This window comes from Streptomyces sp. NBC_00237 (assembly GCF_026342435.1).
In the GTDB taxonomy this organism is placed as follows: Bacteria; Actinomycetota; Actinomycetes; order Streptomycetales; family Streptomycetaceae; genus Streptomyces.
Window position 1 is genome coordinate 1,116,187 of sequence record NZ_JAPEMT010000002.1, and the last position, 19,942, is coordinate 1,136,128.

The window sequence follows — 19,942 nt, forward strand, 5'->3', positions numbered from 1 at the left end:
ACCCTTACCGAGAAGTGGCGACTGCGGCGCGCTGGGCAGATATCTCGATGTCGAGATAACTCTAGTACATGGCCGCAGTACGGTCATGCCCGGCTGCCCCTCCCCGTCGGCCCCGGCCCGTGGCGGGCGCTTCCGCATGCCCGTTCATCCCGGTCGAGGAGAGTTCGCACGTGCCCCACCACACATCCATCACCGCCGTGCCCGTGTCCGACGAGAAGGCAGGCCCGTACGGGGTCGCGGCGGGCCCCGACGGCGCGATGTGGTTCACCACGGTCCACGAGGGAGCGGTCGGGCGGCTCGGCCTCGACGGGGAGATCACCTCGTACGCGCTGCCGGACGGGGACGGCGGCCCCACCGTGATCACACCGGGTCCCGACGGTGCGCTGTGGTTCACCGAGTACAAGGGGAACCGGGTCGGCCGGATCACCGTCGACGGCGAGATCACCGCGTACGAGCGGCCGGGTGCGGGACCGTACGGCATCGCGGCGGGCCCCGACGGCGCGATGTGGTTCACGGAGATGCACACCGACAGGATCGGCCGGATCAGCCCGGAGGGCGACCTGACAGAGTTCACGGTGCCCGTCGAGGGCGGCTTCCCGTCCGCGATCGCGGCGGGTCCTGACGGGCGGAGGCTGTGGTTCACGCTCAATCAGGGCAACGCGATCGCCTCGATCGACCTTTCCGGGGAGGTGCGGGTGTACCCGCTGCCCACCGAGGCCGCCGGTCCGGTGGGGCTCGCGGCGGGGCCCGACGGGGCGATGTGGTTCGTCGAGATCATGGCGGGGCAGGTCGGCCGGATCGACGCGGCGGGGACCATCACGGAGTTCTCCCTCCCCGACCGCGCCGCGCGCCCGCACGCGCTGGCCGCGGGGGCGGACGGAGCGATGTGGTTCACCGAGTGGGGCGCCAACCGGATCGGCCGCATCACGGTGGACGGCTCACAGATCGACGCGTACGACATCCCCTCGGGCTCCTCGGAACCGCACGGGATCGCGCTGGGGCCGGACGGAGTGCTGTGGACGGCGCTGGAGTCGGGTGCGCTCGGACGGATCGAGGCCCGCTGACAACGCGCCCCGGATACATGACGGCACCTGTCATGTATCCGGGGCAGACTCCTCGGCGACGGCGCAACACCGCGCCGGACATCCCGAGTTGAGGAGCGGCACAGTGGTGAGGAGCGGCACAGTGGTGGGCAAGGACTTCCCGACCGACTTCCCGACCGTCGAAGGCTCCGTGTACGTCCCCGGGGACGACGGGTACGGCAGGGAGCTCGCCGGGTTCAACACCGCCTCCCCGCACCGGCCCGCCGTGGTCGTGGCGGCCCGCAGCGCCGAGGACGTGCGCGCCACGGTGTCGTACGCCCGTGCGCACGGCCTGAGCGTCGCCGTGCAGGCCACCGGGCACGGGCTGTCGGTCGTGAACGAGGGCGGCGTGGTCGTCAGCACCCGCGCGCTGGACGCCGTGCACATCGACGCCGACGCGCGTACGGCGCGGATCGGCGCGGGTGTCCAGTGGGGCAGGGTGATCGAGGAGGCGGCGCGGTTCGGGCTCGCGCCGCTCAGCGGATCCTTCCCGGGCGTGGGCGCGGCGTCGTACACCCTCGGTGGTGGCATCGGGGTGCTGGCCCGGGAGTTCGGGTACGCGTCGGACCACCTGAAGTCCGCCGAACTGGTCACGCCCGACGGGGAGTTGAGGACGGTGGACGCCGCGAGCGACCCGGAGTTGTTCTGGGCGCTGCGTGGGGCCGGGCACAACTTCGGCGTGGTGACCGCGATCGAGATCGGGCTCGTGCCGGTGACGCGGGTGTACGGCGGGCAGTTGGTCTTCGACGGGGAGCACGCCGAGAAGCTGATGCGGACCTGGGCCGCGTGGACACGGACGGTGCCGGAGAAGCTGACCTCGGGGATCGGGTTCGTCGCGTACCCGGACCTGCCGGTGCTCCCGGACGAGCTGCGCGGACGGTACGTCGCCACGGTGTCGGTCGCCTTCAGCGGTACGGCGGAGGAGGGCGAGCGCCTCGTGGCCCCACTGCGGGCGGTCGCGACGCCGCTGAAGGACGGCGTCCGCGAGCTGCCGTACACGGACAGCGCCCGGATCTACAGCGACCCGCCCTTCCCGCACGCGTACAGCTCGACGAACGTCCTGCTCGACGGGATCGACGAGGACGCGCTCGCCTCCGTGATCAAGGCGGGCGGGCCCGAAGCGGACATCATGTGCGTGCTCAATGTGCGGCACCTCGGGGGTGCGCTGACGCGGACGCCCGGGGGCGGTGACGGCGGCGCGATCGGGCACCGGAACGCCTCGTACCTTGTGCAGCTCATCACACCGATCGAAGGGAACGATTCCCTCCCCGTCGCCCGTTCGGTACAGGACGGCCTGCACGGCACGCTCGCCGGGCGGACGCTGGGCTCCGCGCTGCCGTTCACGTTCGGGGACGGCGAGCGGGCCACGGAGGCGCAGACCAGGAGCGGTTACGAGGCGGCGGACTACGAGCGGCTGGCGCGACTGAAGGGCCGCCTGGACCCCGGCAACCTCTTCCGGCACAACCGCAACATCGTTCCGGCGACGGACTGAACGGGCGCGGGCGGATCTGACGGGATGGCAGGTCCGCCGCCCCCGGGTCACCCCCCTGGTCCAGCCGGGTGAGTTGTCATCTCATATCTGAGATAGCCTTCCGCCCATGGCAGACGACTACCTCGTACGCATCGGCAAGCTCATCCGTGACGCCCGTCAGCACCGTGGCTGGACGCAGACGCAGCTCGCGGACGCACTCGGCACCAGCCAGAGCGCGGTGAACCGGATCGAGCGCGGCAATCAAAACATCAGCCTTGAGATGATCGCCCGAATCGGTGAAGCCCTCGACAGTGAAATCGTGTCGCTCGGGTACTCGGGCCCGATGCATCTGCGCGTGGTGGGCGGCCGTCGCCTCTCCGGCTCGATCGACGTCAAGACCAGCAAGAACGCCTGTGTCGCCCTGCTCTGCGCCACCCTCCTCAACAAGGGGCGCACGGTCCTGCGCAAGGTCGCCCGGATCGAGGAGGTGTACCGCCTTCTGGAGGTACTGAGCTCGATCGGCGTCCGCACCCGCTGGATCAACGACGGCAAGGACCTGGAGATCGTCCCGCCCGCCGAGCTGGACATGGCGGCGATGGACGCCGACGCCGCCCGCAGGACCCGCTCGATCATCATGTTCCTCGGCCCGCTGCTGCACCGCATGGACCGCTTCAAGCTGCCGTACGCGGGAGGCTGCGACCTCGGTACGCGCACGATCGAGCCGCACATGATCGCGCTGCGCCGGTTCGGCCTGGACATCACGGCCACCGAGGGCATCTACCACGCCGAGGTCGAGAAGTCGGCCGGTCCCGACCGCCCGATCGTCCTGACCGAGCGCGGCGACACCGTGACCGAGAACGCGCTGCTGGCCGCCGCCCGCCACGACGGCACGACCGTCATCCGCAACGCGTCCTCCAACTACATGGTCCAGGACCTGTGCTTCTTCCTCGAAGCGCTGGGCGTACGGGTCGACGGGGTCGGCACCACCACCCTGACCGTGCACGGTGTGCCGGACATCGACGTCGACGTCGACTACTCCCCCTCCGAGGACCCGGTCGAGGCGATGAGCCTGCTGGCCGCTGCCGTGGTCACGGAGTCCGAGCTGACCATCCGCCGGGTCCCGATCGAGTTCCTCGAAATCGAACTCGCGGTCCTGGAGGAGATGGGCCTCGACCACGACCGCTCCCCCGAGTACAGCGCGGACAACGGACGCACCCGTCTCGTCGACCTGACGGTCCGCCCCTCGAAGCTCGAAGCGCCGATCGACAAGATCCACCCGATGCCCTTCCCGGGCCTCAACATCGACAACGTCCCCTTCTTCGCGGCCATCGCCGCCACGGCCCAGGGCCAGACCCTCATCCACGACTGGGTCTACGACAACCGTGCGATCTACCTCACGGACCTCAACCGCCTCGGCGGCCGCCTCCAACTCCTGGACCCGCACCGGGTACTGGTCGAGGGCCCGACCCGCTGGCGCGCGGCCGAAATGATGTGCCCGCCCGCCCTGCGCCCGGCGGTGGTCGTCCTCCTCGCGATGATGGCGGCCGAGGGCACGTCCGTACTGCGGAACGTGTACGTGATCAACCGAGGCTACGAGGACCTCGCGGAGCGCCTCAACTCGGTGGGCGCGCAGATCGAGATCTTCCGGGACATCTGAAAGCCCGCAAAAATGGCACCGTCACACCCCTTCTGACCTGCACAAATGCGAGTTGAGGCGGGGTGTGGCGGAGTCCCTGGGACTTTTCTGGGACTTTGGACCAGGAGCGACGACTTCCGTGCACCGCGATCTTCACGCGATGAGTCATCGAAAAGACGTCGCGGGGAGCGGGCCAGCAGGAACCGCTGGTCAGGGCATTCTTTCCGATCGGGGTGTGACACCTCGGGGCCCGGAGCGTCATGGCCGGACGGCGCCGGGAAAGGGTCAACGTGGAGATGCGCTCCAGCGGCCCGGGTCCTGAGGTAGCGCTCGCTCCCCGTCGGCGCCCGAGCCGCGGAGCCCCGATCCCGTCCTTCTGGCCGCGCCGCCCAGGTCGCCCCGCGACTTCCGACAGCAGAAGCACCGGCGGCGACCGCCGAGGGTCCGTTGAACGGAACGGGAACGTCGTCCACCTGCTGCACGAGCCCCATCATGGCTGCCCCATTGCTCCAGCATCTCAGGAGACTCCGTGCGCGCTACTGTTCGAAGAGGGCTGGCCGGCTTGACAAGCCTGTTCGCCCTGCTGACGTTCATAGCGGCTGTCCCCGCGTCAGCCCTCCCACACTCCTTGACCATCTCCACCGACAGGGGAGCGGTGGCAGGGACGTCGGCCGAGGAAGTCGACCGCTTCCTCGGTATCCCGTACGCCGCGCCACCGGTCGGCCCCGGACGCTGGCAGCCTCCCGCTCCCGCCTCCTCCTGGACAGGCACCCGGCCTGCGATGACCAGCGGCCCCCGCTGCCTGCAGTTCGGCGGTGACGGCGGTCCGGTGATGAGTGAGGACTGCCTGTACCTGAACGTGTACACCCCGGCCCACCGGACAGCGCGGCCACTGCCGGTCATGTTCTGGATCCACGGCGGCGGCTTCTCCTTCGGTTCGGGCAACTCCGAGGACGGCTCGCAGATCGCCGAGGCCAACGACGTCGTGGTTGTCACGATCAACTACCGCCTCGGCGTGTTCGGATTCCTCGACCTGCCCGGGCTGAGCAGGCAGGGCGCGGGCAACTACGGTCTGCTCGACCAGGAGGCGGCCCTGCGGTGGACGCAGCGCAATATCGGCGCCTTCGGCGGGGACGCGAGCCGCGTGACCATCGCTGGTGAATCCGCCGGCGGCCACTCCGTCTGCGCACTCCTCGCCTCGCCGCCGGCCCGCGGTCTCTTCTCGGGAGCGATCATCCAGAGCGGCGGCTGCCCCAGCCACACCGCCGCCCAGGCAGTCGCCCGCGGCAACAAGTACGCTGCGGCAGCCGGCTGCTCCGCCTCCCCGGCCCCCCTCTCCTGCCTGCGGGCCAAGCCGGCCGGAGAACTGCTGGCCACCAGCGGTGGTTTCGTGGGCGGCGTCCTGAGCGGACCGCTGCCCGTGTCCGGAGGGCCCGAACTTCCCCTCCCGCCGAGCGAGGCCGTGCGCACTGGCAGAGCCGCGAACGTCCCCCTTCTCATCGGAAGCACGCGTGACGAAGTGCGCCCATGGGCGCTGCCGTTCGCGCACGCCACGAAGGCACAGTACGAGCAGGCGGTCCGCATCGAGTTCGGGGCCAAGGCCCCCACCGTACTCGCGCACTACCCGTTCGACGCCTACGGTGACGCGTACACCGGGACTTACGCCTTCGCCGCGCTCTGGGGCGACAGCAGCGTCTTCTACGGGCTCGGCGGCTGCCAGTACCAGCATCTCGCGGGTCAGTTCGCCGGTCTGCAACCACGCACGTACTTCTACGAGTTCGACGACCCGCACCCGCCCGTCCTCGGCACCCTGCCGCCGGGCTTCGACCCCGGGGCCTCGCATGCCAGCGAGATGCCGTACCTGCTGCCCTCGGCGGCCTCGAAGCTGCTGTCTCCCGGGCAGCAGCAGCTGTCGAGGGAGATGGTGCGCTACTGGGGCTCGTTCGTGAAGCACGGGAATCCCGCAGCTCCGGGACTCGCCGCCTGGCCTTCGTTGCGGGCCGGGAAGTACATGTCCCTGCTGCCGGGTGGCGCCAGCCGGGCACTGAAGACCAATGTCTTCGAGGCGCGTCGCCAGTGCGCCTTCTGGAACGCCCTCGGCTACGACTGGCTTCCCGTCAACCCGGACCAACTCGCCGCGCAGGCCGGCGTTTCCCAGTCCTGAGACCGGCAGCGCCACGGGGCCCGCCTCACGGGCGGTTTTTGGGATCGTCGCAACACGTGGCCGTGTTGATCAGGCCGCGAGGAATTCAGGCAGGCGCTCGGCTGGGGTTTCCCAGCCGAGCGTTTTGCGTGGGTGGCCGTTGAGGCGATCCGACAGCCTTGCCTGCTGCGGCAGCCCTGTTGCATGAGCTGGAAGTATGCCGCCCGCTCGCGGGTCGGCTCCTGCCGTCCCTGCGGCTTCCGGTGCCTCCGGATCTCGCAAGTCCATCGCATCCTTCCTCTGGGGTGTTGCGACGACCACTGAAACCCGGGTGCGTGAGGGGGCCCATGAGCACGGGAAACCGGGGACCCAGCCGGCGCCGAACGCACGAGGCCCGGCCGGAGTTCACCGGCCGGGCCCCGTGCGCGCCGCGCACCCTCCCGCTGGGGGGGGAATTCAGTGTCCGGCGTTCCCCATCCGGAGCACGATCTTCCCGACCGCCGCACCCGTGCGCAGCCGCTCCACCGCCTCACCGAGGGCATCCATCGCGTAGCTCTCGTAGGGCAGCGACAACGCGCCCGTCGACAGGTCGGGCAGCAGGCGCAACACGTCGGGGGCGACCTCCGCCCCGCGGGAGATCATGTTCACCGGCAGCAATGAGACGTCGGCGAGGAAGAAGTCCGCGAGGTCCAGGGTGAGCTCGCGGCCGGCCGTATAGCCGAGGAGAGCGGCTCGGCCGCGTGGGCGGACCAGAGTGAGGGCGTCCCGCAGAATCCAGCCGCCGACCGTATCGATCAGTACGTCGACGTTGCCACCGATGGCTGCCTCGGACAGGTCGGAGGCCAGCAGCGCCTTGGCGACCCCGGGTACGTGCGGCAGCTTCGCGGGGCGGCCGACAGCGCCGATCACGTCCGCACCGGCACGCGCCGCCAGCTGCACGGCCATGGCGCCGACCGCACCGGACGCGCCGGTGACCAGCACCCGCTCCCCCGGCCGTACCCGGGCAATCGAGTGGACGGTCGCCCAGGCGGTGCCGACCGGCGAGAAGTAGATGCAGGCCAGGGCGGGGTCAGTGCCCTCGGGCATGGGCTCCACGGCGGCGTCGGGGACGAGCGCGTGCTCGCCCCAGGCGCCGTCCCGGCTGAGCCCGAGCCCTTCACCGCGCAGCCGTACCAGGGCGCCCACGGGGTGCGTGTCCGACGCGACTACGTAGCCGCTGCCCTGGGTGCCGGGGACGAACGGCAACTCGGGCAGGATGCCGAACCGGCCGTCGAGGATGTTCAGGTCCAGGTGGGCCACGGTGGCCGCCGCCACCCGGACGAGGGTGTGCCGGGGCTGCGGCTCGGGCACGGCCCGCTCCTCGAGCCGCGGCAGGGTACCGAACTGCTCAAGGACCAGCGTGCGCGATGTGGTCGAGGAAGTGCTCACGTGCTGTGTTCTCCGATCTTCCCCCGTTGGTCACTGCGCCTCCCCTATTGATCACCATTCCCCCTTTACACGTTAACGCCATACTTGCGCAGTACACGCATCGCGACCAGGCGCAGCACACGGTCGTAGACGAGGCCCAGGATTCCGAGGGTGATGATGCCGACGAAGACCCAGTCGATGCGGCCGTAATTGCGAGAGGTCCAGATCAGGGAACCGAGGCCCACCTGGGCGGCGACGATCTCGGCGGAGACGATCGTCAGGAAGCTGTTACCCATGGCCAGGCGAGCGCCCGTGAGGATGTAGGGAACGGTGGACGGCAGCACGACGCGCTGCAGAATCTGGCGGCGGCTCGCTCCGAGGCTGGCCGCCGCCCGCAGCTTGGACTCGTTGACGGCCATCACGCCCGCGCTGGTGTTCAGGGTGACGATGAAGACGGCCGTGTAGAAGATCAGTACCACCTTCGACGTCTCACCGATGCCTAGCCACACCACGGCCAGGGTCACGAAGGCGACCGGCGGGATGAAGCGGAAGAACTCGATGTACGGCTCCAGGAGCTGGCGGACGATCCTGATCTGGCCGATGAGCAGGCCGACCGGGGCGCCCACCACGACGCCGAAGCCCCAGCCGATCAGGATGCGGCGACTGGAGGCGATGACCGAATTGCCCAGAGTGCCGTCGGACGCCAGTTCCTTGGCCGCCGACAGGGTCTCCCTCGGGGAGGCGACGAGGGAAGGGCCGTACTTCATGGCCACGAGTTGCCAGACACCCAGGCCGACGAGGACGGCGAAGCCGTACAGGCCGAGGGTGCGCAGCCCCTGTCCGCCACTCACCCCAGGGGTACGGCGCGCGCGGGTGCGTGTGCGGGGCGGGGCCGAAGCCTCGGTTGTGGTGATCGTCATGCGCCCTTCGCCTCTCGGTCGAAACGGTCGTCGAGTCCTTGATCGCGCATGGCCTTGCGGACCTCTTCTCCGATGTCTTCCCGCAACCGGTCGCGCAGGCGCCGGGCCGCGGGGCCGGACTCGTCACGCGGACGCGGCAGGTCGACCGTGTACAGGGACTTGATCGAGGCCGCTGGGCCCGCTGTCATGACGGCAACCCGGTCGGCGAGGAGTATCGCCTCGTCGATGTCGTGGGTGACGAAGACGACGGTGCAGCCGGACGCCCGCCAGATGCGAGCCGTCTCCTGTTGCAGTACCTGCCGGGTCTGCGCGTCGAGCGCGCCGAAGGGCTCGTCCATGAGGACGACACCCGGTTCGTTCGCGAGGACTCGTGCGATCTGGACGCGCTGGCGCATACCGCCGCTGAGCTGGCCGGGATAGCGGTCCGCGCAGTGGCGCAGGCCGACCAGTCCGAGGAACTCGTCGGCCACCCGGTTCTGTTCGGTGCGGCTGCGGCCGCGCATGCGAGGCCCGAAAGCGACGTTCTGGTGCACCGTCATCCAGTCGAAGAGGGCCTCGCTGCTCTGGAAGACCATGCCGAGTTCGGGGTCGGGGCCGTTGACGGGGACGCCGTTCGCGGTGAGCGACCCGTCGCTGAGCTGGACGAAGCCGGCCATGGAAGACAGCAGCGTCGACTTGCCGCAGCCGCTCGGACCGAGCAGGCAGAGGAACTCGCCGGCTGGAATGTCCAGGTCGATCCCCTGGACGGCCCGGAAGTCACCGAAGGAGATGCCCGCTCCTTCGACGCGCAGAGCCGCGCCCCGTCCGGCCGCCGCTTCACTGCGCGGACCGGTCCCGGTGGTGGCTCCGACGTCGGTTGCCGGTGCCGTCTCCTTCTCGATCCCCTTGGTCGCCTCGGTCATCGGGACACCTCTGTGTTGTCGGAAAGCCAGCCTCGCTGGATGGCGCGGGTCACGTCGGGGCGGGCCTTGAGTTTGCCGGTGTCCGAGTAGAAGCGGGCGGTGTCCTCATAGCCCTTCAGGTCCTCGGCCGTGAAGTCGCGGACGGCGAAGTCGATCTCCTTCACCGCGTTCACGGTCTGAGCGGTGGGGATCTTCGCGGCGTCCTGGGTGGCCTGTGCGGCGGCCTGTGGATCGCTCTCGGTCTTCCGGGCCGCTTCCGCGAGGGCCGCGGCCACCTTGGCGGCGACGTCCTTGTGGTCCTCGAGCCAGGAAGAGGTCGAGAGCAGCCAGTGCTGGTAGCTGAGGCCGTAGTCGCCCGTGGTCTCCTGGATTCGCAAGCCCAGTTCCGCTCCCTTGGCCGGCCACGGCTCCCACAGGACGTAAGCGTCCACATCGCCCTTCTTGGTGAGGGCCGGTATCTCGGCGGGGTCGGCCGTGACGAATTCGACCGAGCCCGGCTTGATGCCCTTCGATTCCAGGAAACGCGTGGCGGCCAGTTCGGACAGGCCCGGCACCACGGCCATCTTGCGAATCTCGGACGGTGACTTCACCTCGGGCGCCAGAACGACTTTGAGGTAACGCCCGGAGTCCTCGTACACGAGGAGTGAGCGCAGGTCCGGGCTCTGTCCGAGCAGCCCGATGGTGGTGGCGTCGGAGTTCCCCGCCATCTGGACCTGTCCGGCATTGAGGGCGTCGACGCCTTCCCCGCCTTTGGCGAACTGTACGAGGTCGACATCCACCCCGTGCTTGGCCCACAGACCCTCGGCACCGGCGACGAAGAACGGCGCGTACGAGGCGTCGACACCGACCGCGATGCGAAGGTGCTCACCCGCCCCGCCGGAGCCCGAACCGGCCCCCGCGTCGGTGGTGCCCGCGCCGCACGCGGTTGCCGCGAACAGTGCGGCGGTCAGGAGAGCGGAGCCGGTGATGCGCCCTGTCGGGCGGGTGTTCGGGTGAGACGCGGTCTTCATGGCCACCTCGGATCGGGACGCTTTTCGGCAGGTCATCGGGTTACTGGCTGGGGAGTTGGCGCACGCTACTGCCGGTCGGAGGGCAGGTGCATGCACGGCGGTCCGCTCAGCGGACCGGCCGGGGAATGATTCGTCTGAGCCGGTCATCCGGCATACCTGTCGTACCAACCGCGCAGAAGTACCGTGTCGAGTTCAGGAGCGCTTCTGATGAGGTGCTGCTCCAGGAGGAAGTCCACGATCCGGCGCGAGGACGCGACATCGGCCGTCGTCAGAGCCCGGGACTCGAACGAGATCTCGCCGAGCGCCTTCTCTGTTCCCGCGACCGGCAGCTGGGCCTGCTCGTGCGCTGCCAGGGCTGCCGCGTGCGGGTCCTTCGCCACCAGCCGGTCGGCCTCGGCGACCACCTTGAAGACCCTCCCGGCGAGTACCTGGTTGTCCTTCAGCCACTTGTCGTCCGCGAGAAGCCACTGCCTGTACGTCACGCCGAAGTCGCCGATGGAGCCGGCGATGTGTCCCCCCGCCTCGACGCCCTTGCTCACCCAGGGGTCGAAGAGGATATAGCCGTCGATGTCGCCACGCTGGAGCATGGTGGGGATCTCCTGCGGCGCGCTCTGCTGGATCTTCACGGAGTCGGGGTCGACGCTGTGGTGCCGCAGGTACTCGTGCGTCGCGTACAAGCCGAGGCCCTGGATCGAGCCCATGGTCTTGATCTGGCGCGGTGCGGTGATGCCTTCGCGTAGAACGACCTTGAGGTAGCGGCCCGACGACTGGAAGACGCCCAAGGCACGCAGACGCGGGTTGCTCACCATCTGCGGCAGTGCGGTGGAGTCGGCGTTGGCGGAGATCTGTGCGGAACCGGCCGTGACCGCCTGGGCGGCGGCGGGTCCGCCCTCCACCTTCATCAGTTGTACGTCGAGGCCGGCCTTTTTGAACATGCCACGCTCGGCGGCGAGATACAGCGGGGCGTACGAGGCGTCGACGCCGAGGGCGATTCGGACGGTCGGGCTCCCGCCGCCCGTGGAACCCGCCGAATCGGTGGTACCGGCGCCGCAGGCGGTGGCGAGGAGGAGTACGAGCGAGTGGAGCCCGGCGGCCGCCAAGCGCCCGGTCGTGCGGTGGAGACGGAACATCGGAAACGACCTCCGGGTCGAAGTGATGTCGAGGTGGCGGAAACCTGACATCCCGGAAGGCCGACGGAAAGCACGGTGTCCCACCTGGCGGACCGCATGGTCGAGGCAGCATGTGCCGCTTCGCACGCTCCACCTGTCGCAGGCGAGCGGCGAGGAGCACTCATGCCTACTCCTCGGAGGTACATCAGGCGACGCTGAGCCACGAGCGCCGGTGGTGGCGACGGCGCTGGTGGCCGCCACCGAGCACTTCCTGCCGGTTGCGCTGCTGACCGTGGGATGGCGCTCGTCGGACTGGAGTCGCTGCTCTTCGCACACATCTCGAACGACCCGGGGCGGTGCGCCCAGGGCGCCGACCGGCCCCGGAAGGAGAACGTCACGACGTCCGTTGCCCGATGGTTATCTTCCCCTCTATGCAACATGGCGTTGCTGCACGTCAAATGGCCTGTACCGCCATGCGACGAATTAAGGGGATGCTGATGGAGTCGTACGACGACGAGGACGTCCTGCCTCCGAATTCCGTCCTGGGCAAGGCTCAGCTGCTCCTCGCCGCGTTCGAGTCGGGGGCAGGCCGGCTGAGGCTGAGCGAGCTGAGCCGCCGGTCCGGCGTGCCCAAGGCTTCGGCGTACCGCCTCGCCCAGGAACTGGTGCAATGGGGGCTGCTCGACCGGCACGGTGACACGTACGAACTCGGCATCAGGCTTTTCCATCTCGGACAGCGCGTACCCGCGTCCGCCGTCCTGCGCAGCGTGGCCCGCCCCCTGATGACCGACCTGTTCACCCGGACCCGCACGGCCGTGCACCTGGCGATCCTCGACGGCACCCATGTGCTCTTCCTGGAGAAGATCGCCGGTGAGGCCAACGTGCTCACACACTCGTACGTCGGCGGCAGGCTGCCCGCATCCTGCACGGCCACCGGTCAGCTGCTGCTCGCCCTGGCCCCGGACGGGCCGGAGCGGGTCGCGGACATCGCCCGTGCCGGGTTCCCGGTGCTGGCCGCCCGCTCCGTGACGGACCCCGGGGTGCTGGCCCAGCGACTGGCCACGGCGGCACGCCAGGGATACGCGCTGGAGATCGGGGGAGTCAGGGCCGGGTACGCCAGTCTCGCCGTACCGGTGGCGCTGCCCGGGTCGCAGTACGCGGCACTCTCGGTCACCGGGCCGGTCGCGCAGGTGTCGGTGGACCGATACCTCGCGGCGGTGCAGGCCACGGCGGAGAGCATCGGGCGCGGTGTCGCGCAGAAGACGTCGTACGACCCCGCTCGCGCGGCGCGGACACCGAAACGCCGGCCGACCGCTGTGCGGGCCGTCGCGAGCTGACGGCACACGGCAGCGGACCCGGTCCGGCCAGCGGAACAAGGTGGTGGCCCGCTTCTCCTCCCACGGTGATCGTGAGGTGCCGCAAAGGCTGCGGACATGGGAGGAGAAGCCGTGGTGGTAACGGAACCGGATGCGACGCCGCTGCGCGTGCTCGATCTGACCGATGAGCTCGCCCTCCAGGGTGCCCGGCTGCTCGTGGGGATCGGAGCCCACGTCGTGCGGACCGATTCGGGCGCGGGTCTCGGCCCGGCGGCCCGTGCCCACTGGCACGCGGGCAAGCGCTGGACGCCGGTACGCGACGCGGCGGAACTGGACGCGCTTGCGGCGGCTGCCGACATAGTTCTGGAGAGCGGACCCGTGGCACGGCTGCGCGGACTGCGACGGGACGGCTCCTCCCGCTGGCCGCACGCCGTGCACGTGGTAGTGACACCCTTCGGGCTGACCGGACCGCGCCGCGACTGGGTCGGTGACGATCTGATCCTGGCCTCGGCCGGCGGCATGACCTGGCTCGGAGGGCGCCCTGACGGGCAGCCCAAGCCGCCACCGCGTGAGCAGGCACTGCAAACCGCCGGGGCGCACGCGGCGATCGGGGCACTGCTGGCCGTGGTGTCGGGCACCCCTCAGCTGGTGGACGTCTCCGTGCAGGAGGCCACCGCCGCCACGCTGGAGACCGCCGCGCTCGCGTGGATCCACGCCGGACGATTTCCCGTACGCAACGGAGGGGTGTACGAGCACGTCGCCCACCGGATCTTCGACGCCGCGGACGGGTACGTGGCCGGGGGTTACTCGGGCAGCGACCGGATGTGGACGGGCCTGCTGGCATGGATGGCCGAGGGGGGAGAAGCGGACGACCTTCTCGACGAGCACTGGCAGGACGCCGCGTTCCGATGGCGGCAGCGCGCCCACGTGGACGCTGTCGTGCAGCGGTTCGCGGCGCGGCGCCCGGCGGCGGCGCTCGCCGCCGAGGCAAGGGAGCGTGCCCTGCCATGGGCGGAGGTGGCACCGCCCGAGCGGCTTACGGCCAACCCGCAACTGCGCGATCGCGCGTCTCTCGTCACCATCACCGGTGCGGGGCTGCCGGACGGCGGCGTCGAGGACGCCGGGTTTCCGTGGGCGGCGCTGCCCCGGCCGGTTACTCTGTCCGCGCTCCGGCAGGTCGCTCCGGGCGAAGCCCCATGGCCCACGTCGGGGCCGGGAAAGGCGCGCGGCCGTGACGGGGGGCCGCGGTCCAAGGCTCTGGCAGGGGTCAGGGTCCTCGATCTCACCTGGGTGCTTGCCGGACCCTACGTGACCAAGCAGCTCGGAGAGCACGGTGCGGACATCGTCAAGATCGAGTCGCGGCACCGCCAGGACCCCACGCGCTTCGCGCCGTCGATGCATCTACGGCCGGGCTCCGACCCCGACGACAGTGGCTACTTCCTCAACTTCAACCGCAACAAGCGCGGCGTCGCCCTGAACTTGCGGACCGAGGAGGGCCGCCGGCTGCTGCGCGAGCTGGTCCCGCACTGCGACGTCGTCGTGGAGAACTTCAGCCCGGGCGTGCTCGCCCGATGGGGCATGGACTACGCCTCGCTGCGCGCACTGAACGAGGACGTCATCCTGGTGTCGATGGCGGGAGTCGGGCAGACCGGGCCCTGGCGCAACGCCGTGACGTTCGCCGACACGCTCGCCGCCATGTCGGGCCTGTCCAGTGAGACCCGCGATCCGGGAGGCCCGCCACAGGGCCTGACGTTCGGGCTCGGCGACATGATCGCGGCCAATTCCGCGGTGCTCGCCACGCTCGACCTGCTGGCCCGGGGCGCCGGCGGACACGTGGACCTGTCACAGCTGGAGGCGATGGCCGCGACGATGGGCCCGGCGGCCCTGGAACCCGTCCTCGGCACGGGCGCGCCCGATCCCCGGACCCCTGCACACCCGAACCGTTCACCCCATGCGGTGCCACACGGCGTGTATCCGGTGATCGGGGACGACCGATGGGTGGCGGTGTCGGTGACGGACGAAGCGCAGTGGCGCACCTTGGCGCACCTCGCCGGTCTCCCTTGCGCCGAAGGCGATGTGGATGTCAGGCGCACGCACGAGGACGAGATCGACGCGGCCCTCGCCGCGTGGACGAGTCGGCAGGACGGTCACGAGCTGGCCGAGCTGCTCCAGGCCGAGGGGGTGGGGGCAGCAGTCGTGGCGACCGGGCAGGACCTTGTCGAGGCCGACGAACAACTGGCCGCCCGCGGCTTCTATCCCGTACTGGACCACCCCCTGACCGGCCCGGTCCGGCACGAGGGCATCGTCGCGCGGCTTGCCGAGACACCCGGCGAGCTCGACCGTCCCGCGCCTCTCCTCGGCGAGCACACGCACGAGGTGCTGCGCGAACTGCTGGGCCTGAACGATGAACAGCTGGTGGCGCTGGCCGCCGAGGGAGTGACCGAATGAGCGAGGCCAGGATGTCTGAGGAGAAGCGCTCCGTACTGCACGTGACGCGTGACGGCGCCGTCGCTACGATCCGCGTGAACCGGCCCAAGGCGAACGCCGTGAACCCGGCCATGATCGAGGAGTTCCTTACCCTCCTGCGGCCGCTCGCCGCCGACCCTGAAGTGCGCTGTCTCGTCATCACCGGCACGGGCCGATTCTTCATCGCGGGCGCCGACATCGCCGTGATGCGGGACCTCTCCGTGGCGAACCAGGCGAAGATGCGCCGCTGGATCGACGTCCAGAGGATGATCGAGCAGGCGCCCAAGCCGGTCGTGGCGGCGATGAACGGTCACGCGCTCGGGGGAGGAGCCGAGTTGTCACTCGCCTGCGATCTGCGGGTCCTGTCGTCGGAGGCAACGTTCGGCTTTCCGGAGATGCGGCTCGGGCTGTTTCCCGGGGCCGGCGGCAGTCAGCGCCTGCCCCGGCTGGTCGGCCCGCACATGGCGAAGCGGCTGATGATCGAGGGGGAGGGCCTGACGCCGCAGCGCGCCCTGGAGCTTGGACTCGTCGATCTCGTGGTGGAGCAGGCCGAGTTCGACGCGGTGGTGGCCGAACGGGCCCGTCGGCTCGCCGCGCAGCCCACGGCCGCCATCGGGCTGCTCAAACGGGTCGTCGACGAGGGATACGGGCTACCCGTTGAACAGGCACTGGAACGCGAGGAGAGGGGCGTCTTCGACCTGACCGGCACGGCCGACGCGGCGGAGGGGCTTCAGGCATTCCTCGACAAGCGGGCGCCTGTGTTCACCGGGCGGTGACGACAGGCGCGACACGGGCGGTCCGGTAGCCGGACCGCCCGTGTTGGCGCGCCCCCGGCCGGTCCGCATGCTCGCCGGATGATCTCCACACATCACATCGAGGAAGCCGTACAGGCCGGGCCCGTACTCGTCACGGGCGGCACCAGCGGCATTGGCCTCGCGGTGGCCGAAGCCGTAGCCCGCGCCGGGAGGCCCGTCGTGGTCACCGGGCGTTCAGCGGAACGGTGCCGCACGGCGGGGCACCGGCTCGGGCGCACTCACGGGAACACGCACCTCTCGCTCGTCGCGGACACCACGGAGCCGGAGGCGCTGGCCGAGGCCGTGGGCCTGGCGACGGACCGTTGGGGGCCGGTCACCGGCCTGGTGACGGCAGCCGGACGCCTGGCCCGCGGCTCGGTGCTCGCCCTGACGCCTGACGACTTCCGAGCCGCTCTCGACACCAACGTCATGGGGACGTGGCTGGCGATCCGCGCGGTCCTGCCCGGCATGCTCGACGCCGGTCACGGGCGCATCGTCACGATCGGCTCCGTGCTCGGTTCGACCGGCGCCCCCGAGCGTGGCGGATACGCCGCCACCAAGGGCGCGGTCGCCGCGCTCACCCGGTCGGTGGCCCTGGAGGTCGCCGGAACCGGCGTCACCGTGAACTGCGTTGCCCCCGGCCCCGTGCGTACGCCCATGAACGAGGGCGACACCTCCAGCGATGCCGCCGCCCAGGCCGCCTTCACCACCAAGGTGCCGCTGGGCCGCTGGGGCAGACCCGAGGACGTCGCGCACGCGGTACTCCCCCTGCTCGCCGCCGGATCATCCTTCACCACCGGTGCGGTGGTGCACGTGGACGGCGGATACACCGCCCAGTGAGCCGCCCAGCGGGAGGGGTTCACTGAGCGGACCGAGGAGCTGGGCCCACGCCCGGCGCGGTGATGGGCTCGACACCGTACCCCCGCATTCGTACGGAAGGACTCGCATGTCACCTGCACCGGAGAGCCGCTACGCGGACGGCGCGGGCATCCGCTACCACTACCACGACCTCGGATCGGGGCCCGACACGGTGTTCCTCCACGGTGGCGGACCCGGATGCACCGCCTGGAGCGATTTCGGGCCCGTCGCGCCTCTGTTCGCGGCTGACCGGCGCTGTCTGCTCGTCGACATCCACCAGTACGGCAAATCGGAGAAGTCCCGCATCGAGGGCCCGATGTGGGACCACCACGCGACGAAGACGGTCGGTCTCCTCGACACGCTCGGCGTCGACCGCGCGGACTTCGTGTGCAACTCGTGGGGCGGCACCATCGCCCTCAATCTCGCGGCGAAGTACCCGGACAGGGTCCGGTCCCTCGTCATCACCGGCAGCATGCCCGTCTTCTACGGCCCGCTCGCCCCGCTTCCCGAGAACGGCCACCGCGGCCGCACGGCCCGGGACGTCTACTACGGCGGCGAGGGCCCGACCCGCGAGAAGATGCGCCAGCTCATCACGAAGCTGGAGTGGTACGACGGCGCGAAGCTCCCCGAGGAGACGCTGACGCTGCGCTACGAGCAGAGCCTCGACGAAGGCGAGCGCGCGCTCGCGGCCATGTCCGACTCGCCGCGAGGCGACTGGCAGGACCTCACCGAGGAGCTGGGCCGGATCCAGGCTCCGACGCTGTTCATGTGGGGCATGCAGGACGCGTTCCTCACCCCGGACTACCCGCTGATGCTCGCCCGCATGGTGCCCGGCGGGAACCTCCACGTGATGGACCACGCCTCCCATCACCTCCAGGAGGAACGCCCCGAGGCGTACCACTCGGTGGTCAGCGGCTTCCTCGATTCCTGGAACTGAAGCTTTCCCACCCTCCCCGACCGTCTTACGGAGTGCACATGTCCATCTGGACCGAGATCAGCCCCACCCCCTTCCGCGTCGAGTACGTCGACGCAGGTGGTGTCCCCACCCGCACCCTGCGCGCCGGCGACCCGGACGCCCAGGCCGTCGTCTTCCTGCACGGCACCAGCGGCCACCTGGAGGCGTTCGCGCGCAACATCACCGCGCACGCCGCCTACGACCTGCACGCCATCGACATGCTCGGCCACGGCTACACCGGCAAGCCCGACAAGCCGTACGAGATCGGCGACTACGTCACTCACCTCCTCGACTACCTGGACGCCGTCGGTGTCGACAGCGTGCACGTCGTCGGCGAGTCTCTGGGCGGCTGGGTCGGCGCCCGCGCCGCCATCGAACACCCCGAGCGGATTCGCAGCCTCCAGCTCCTCTGCTCGGGCGGCACCGTGGCCAACCCGGAGGTCATGGACCGCATCCGCACCAGCACCAAGAAGGCCGTCACCTCCGACGACATCGACCTGACCCGCAAGCGGATGCGGCTGCTCATGGCCGACGACGCCTCCGCGACCGAGGAACTGGTCGAGGTCCGGCACGCGATCTACCACACGCCGGAGTTCGTCGCGGGCGTCGACAACCTCCTCTCCCTCCAGGACATGGAACGCCGTCAGCGCAACCTGCTGCGCCCCGAGCACCTGGCCCGGATCACCCAGCCGACGCTGGTGGTGTGGGGACGGCAGAACCCGTTCGGCGACACCCCCGAGGCGACAGCGCTGCACGAGGGCATCCGCGGTTCACGCCTTGAACTGTTCGAGGACTGCGGGCACTGGCCGCAGCACGAGCAGGCCGAACGTTACAACCCCATCAGCCTCGAATTCATCGCCAAGGCGGCCGGCTGATGCGGGCCGTACGGTTCCACGCGTGGGGCGCCGCTCCGGTCCTCGACGAGGTCCCGGAGCCCGTTCGCGCACCGGGCGAGGTCCTCGTCCAGGTCACGGCGGGCGGCGTCTCGCACCTCGACGCCACCGTCGCCACCGGCGACTTCGAGCTGAAGCCCGCACTGCCGTACGTCGGCGGTGTCGAGGGGGCGGGCACGGTCCTGGAGGCCGACGCCGACTCCGGCCTCACACCGGGCACGCAGGTCGTGCTGCGCGGTGGCGGCCTGGGCCTCCTGCGCGACGGCACGTGGGCGGAGCGCGTCAGCGTCAAGCGCAAGGCCGTCACCCCGCTCGCGGCTCCACTCGCCCCCGCTGTGGCAGCGAGCTTCTTCGTCCCCGCCACGACCGCGTACGTGGCTCTGCACGACGTCGCCCGGATCGGCCCGGACGAGGACGTAGTCGTGGTCGGCGCCGCCGGCGCGGTAGGCGCGATGGTGGCGCAGCAGGCGCTGGCCGCGGGCGCGCGGGTGACCGGTGTGGTCGGCCGGGAGGACCAGCTGGCCGACGTGCCGAAGGGCGCGGAGGCCGTGACGCTGGAGGACGCGGCGGGTCTCGCCCGGGACCGGTCGGCCTCGCTGCTCGTCGACACGCTCGGCGGCGCCGGCCTTGTCGGCCGCAGCCGGTGGGTGCGGCAGGGCGGACGCGCCGTGGTCATCGGGTATGTGGCGGGCTCGGGCGTGGAGCTCGATCTGCCGAGCTGGCTGCTCGACGAGGTGGCACTGGTGCCGGTGAACATGATCCGCCAGGAGCGCCGGGCCCGCGAGGTTTCCGGTGACCTGGTCCGGCGGCTCGCTGAGGGTGAACTGCACTTGACTGTCCAGGAGTTCGGGCTGGCAGACGCTTCCACGGCACTCGACGCCCTGCGCGGCGGGCGGGTGCGGGGGCGGGCGGTGTTGTTGCCCGGGTGAAAGCTTGGGGCTGTACGTCGTCGCCCGGGTGAGGGGGCGTGGGAGCCGGTC

The 19,942-nt window shown here is 70.4% G+C and carries 16 protein-coding genes; 11 read left to right on the forward strand and 5 right to left on the reverse strand.

Annotated elements, in window-relative coordinates; translation table 11 throughout:
- The first annotated feature begins 170 nt into the window (after positions 1 to 170).
- The 4 genes from OG897_RS19080 (at position 171) to OG897_RS19095 (ending at position 6,353) form a co-directional block, all read left to right on the forward strand.
- Complete coding sequence (locus OG897_RS19080) at positions 171 to 1,064, forward strand: virginiamycin B lyase (protein ID WP_266658379.1); 894 nt, start codon at positions 171 to 173, stop codon at positions 1,062 to 1,064.
- A 106-nt stretch (positions 1,065 to 1,170) separates the two neighbouring features.
- Entirely contained in the window at positions 1,171 to 2,574 is a 1,404-nt protein-coding gene (locus tag OG897_RS19085; RefSeq protein WP_266658381.1) for an FAD-binding oxidoreductase, read from the forward strand.
- A gap of 106 nt (positions 2,575 to 2,680) precedes the next feature.
- Positions 2,681 to 4,210, forward strand: coding sequence for a UDP-N-acetylglucosamine 1-carboxyvinyltransferase (locus OG897_RS19090; protein ID WP_266658383.1), 1,530 nt, complete (start codon positions 2,681 to 2,683; stop codon positions 4,208 to 4,210).
- Between the two features lie 607 nt (positions 4,211 to 4,817).
- Positions 4,818 to 6,353: a carboxylesterase/lipase family protein gene (locus tag OG897_RS19095; RefSeq protein ID WP_266658385.1), complete on the forward strand. Its 1,536-nt coding sequence runs from the start codon at positions 4,818 to 4,820 to the stop codon at positions 6,351 to 6,353.
- A gap of 435 nt (positions 6,354 to 6,788) precedes the next feature.
- Here the strand turns inward: OG897_RS19095 and OG897_RS19100 are convergent, their stop codons facing one another.
- The 5 genes from OG897_RS19100 to OG897_RS19120 form a co-directional block, all read right to left on the reverse strand.
- The gene (locus OG897_RS19100) at positions 6,789 to 7,682 is read right to left on the reverse strand and encodes a zinc-binding alcohol dehydrogenase family protein (RefSeq protein ID WP_266658387.1); all 894 of its coding nucleotides are present in this window, start codon (positions 7,680 to 7,682) and stop codon (positions 6,789 to 6,791) included.
- Positions 7,683 to 7,825: 143 nt separating this feature from the next.
- Complete coding sequence (locus OG897_RS19105; protein WP_266658389.1) at positions 7,826 to 8,659, reverse strand: ABC transporter permease; 834 nt, start codon at positions 8,657 to 8,659, stop codon at positions 7,826 to 7,828.
- Positions 8,656 to 9,561: an ABC transporter ATP-binding protein gene (locus tag OG897_RS19110; protein WP_203183095.1), complete on the reverse strand. Its 906-nt coding sequence runs from the start codon at positions 9,559 to 9,561 to the stop codon at positions 8,656 to 8,658. The genes OG897_RS19105 and OG897_RS19110 overlap by 4 nt, the downstream gene beginning before the upstream one ends.
- A complete protein-coding gene (locus OG897_RS19115; protein WP_203183094.1) occupies positions 9,558 to 10,571 on the reverse strand; it encodes an ABC transporter substrate-binding protein in 1,014 nt (337 codons plus the stop codon). The genes OG897_RS19110 and OG897_RS19115 overlap by 4 nt, the downstream gene beginning before the upstream one ends.
- A 143-nt stretch (positions 10,572 to 10,714) precedes the next feature.
- Positions 10,715 to 11,701: an ABC transporter substrate-binding protein gene (locus OG897_RS19120; RefSeq protein WP_203183093.1), complete on the reverse strand. Its 987-nt coding sequence runs from the start codon at positions 11,699 to 11,701 to the stop codon at positions 10,715 to 10,717.
- A 452-nt stretch (positions 11,702 to 12,153) separates the two neighbouring features.
- On the opposite strand from OG897_RS19120, the gene OG897_RS19125 reads away from it, so the two are divergent.
- The 7 genes from OG897_RS19125 (at position 12,154) to OG897_RS19155 (ending at position 19,891) form a co-directional block, all read left to right on the forward strand.
- Positions 12,154 to 13,017: an IclR family transcriptional regulator gene (locus tag OG897_RS19125; RefSeq protein ID WP_266658393.1), complete on the forward strand. Its 864-nt coding sequence runs from the start codon at positions 12,154 to 12,156 to the stop codon at positions 13,015 to 13,017.
- 111 nt (positions 13,018 to 13,128) lie between these two features.
- Positions 13,129 to 15,444 carry a CoA transferase gene (locus OG897_RS19130; protein ID WP_266658394.1) on the forward strand — a complete coding sequence of 772 codons (2,316 nt, stop codon included), beginning with the start codon at positions 13,129 to 13,131 and terminating at the stop codon, positions 15,442 to 15,444.
- Positions 15,445 to 15,455: 11 nt separating this feature from the next.
- Positions 15,456 to 16,238 carry an enoyl-CoA hydratase/isomerase family protein gene (locus OG897_RS19135; RefSeq protein ID WP_266658396.1) on the forward strand — a complete coding sequence of 261 codons (783 nt, stop codon included), beginning with the start codon at positions 15,456 to 15,458 and terminating at the stop codon, positions 16,236 to 16,238.
- Positions 16,239 to 16,316: 78 nt separating this feature from the next.
- Entirely contained in the window at positions 16,317 to 17,096 is a 780-nt protein-coding gene (locus tag OG897_RS19140; RefSeq protein WP_266658398.1) for an SDR family NAD(P)-dependent oxidoreductase, read from the forward strand.
- Positions 17,097 to 17,202: 106 nt separating this feature from the next.
- On the forward strand, positions 17,203 to 18,051 hold the full coding sequence (locus OG897_RS19145) for an alpha/beta fold hydrolase (RefSeq protein ID WP_069737879.1): 849 nt from the start codon (positions 17,203 to 17,205) through the stop codon (positions 18,049 to 18,051).
- Positions 18,052 to 18,089: 38 nt separating this feature from the next.
- Positions 18,090 to 18,944 carry an alpha/beta fold hydrolase gene (locus tag OG897_RS19150; RefSeq protein WP_203183087.1) on the forward strand — a complete coding sequence of 285 codons (855 nt, stop codon included), beginning with the start codon at positions 18,090 to 18,092 and terminating at the stop codon, positions 18,942 to 18,944.
- Positions 18,944 to 19,891, forward strand: a complete 948-nt coding sequence (locus tag OG897_RS19155) for a zinc-binding dehydrogenase (protein ID WP_266658405.1) — start codon at positions 18,944 to 18,946, stop codon at positions 19,889 to 19,891. The genes OG897_RS19150 and OG897_RS19155 overlap by 1 nt, the downstream gene beginning before the upstream one ends.
- The last annotated feature ends 51 nt before the right edge of the window (positions 19,892 to 19,942 follow it).

Excerpts from the sequence above, each read along its gene's own strand:
- OG897_RS19090 (WP_266658383.1), top strand. The coding sequence starts at position 2,681 with ATGGCAGACGACTACCTCGTACGCATCGGCAAGCTCATCCGTGACGCC.
- OG897_RS19105 (WP_266658389.1), bottom strand. The coding sequence starts at position 8,659 with ATGACGATCACCACAACCGAGGCTTCGGCCCCGCCCCGCACACGCACC.
- OG897_RS19135 (WP_266658396.1), top strand. The coding sequence starts at position 15,456 with ATGTCTGAGGAGAAGCGCTCCGTACTGCACGTGACGCGTGACGGCGCC.
- OG897_RS19145 (WP_069737879.1), top strand. The coding sequence starts at position 17,203 with ATGTCACCTGCACCGGAGAGCCGCTACGCGGACGGCGCGGGCATCCGC.
- OG897_RS19155 (WP_266658405.1), top strand. The coding sequence starts at position 18,944 with ATGCGGGCCGTACGGTTCCACGCGTGGGGCGCCGCTCCGGTCCTCGAC.
- OG897_RS19150 (WP_203183087.1), top strand. The coding sequence starts at position 18,090 with ATGTCCATCTGGACCGAGATCAGCCCCACCCCCTTCCGCGTCGAGTAC.
- OG897_RS19110 (WP_203183095.1), bottom strand. The coding sequence starts at position 9,561 with ATGACCGAGGCGACCAAGGGGATCGAGAAGGAGACGGCACCGGCAACC.
- OG897_RS19125 (WP_266658393.1), top strand. The coding sequence starts at position 12,154 with ATGCGACGAATTAAGGGGATGCTGATGGAGTCGTACGACGACGAGGAC.
- OG897_RS19140 (WP_266658398.1), top strand. The coding sequence starts at position 16,317 with ATGATCTCCACACATCACATCGAGGAAGCCGTACAGGCCGGGCCCGTA.
- OG897_RS19115 (WP_203183094.1), bottom strand. The coding sequence starts at position 10,571 with ATGAAGACCGCGTCTCACCCGAACACCCGCCCGACAGGGCGCATCACC.
- OG897_RS19120 (WP_203183093.1), bottom strand. The coding sequence starts at position 11,701 with ATGTTCCGTCTCCACCGCACGACCGGGCGCTTGGCGGCCGCCGGGCTC.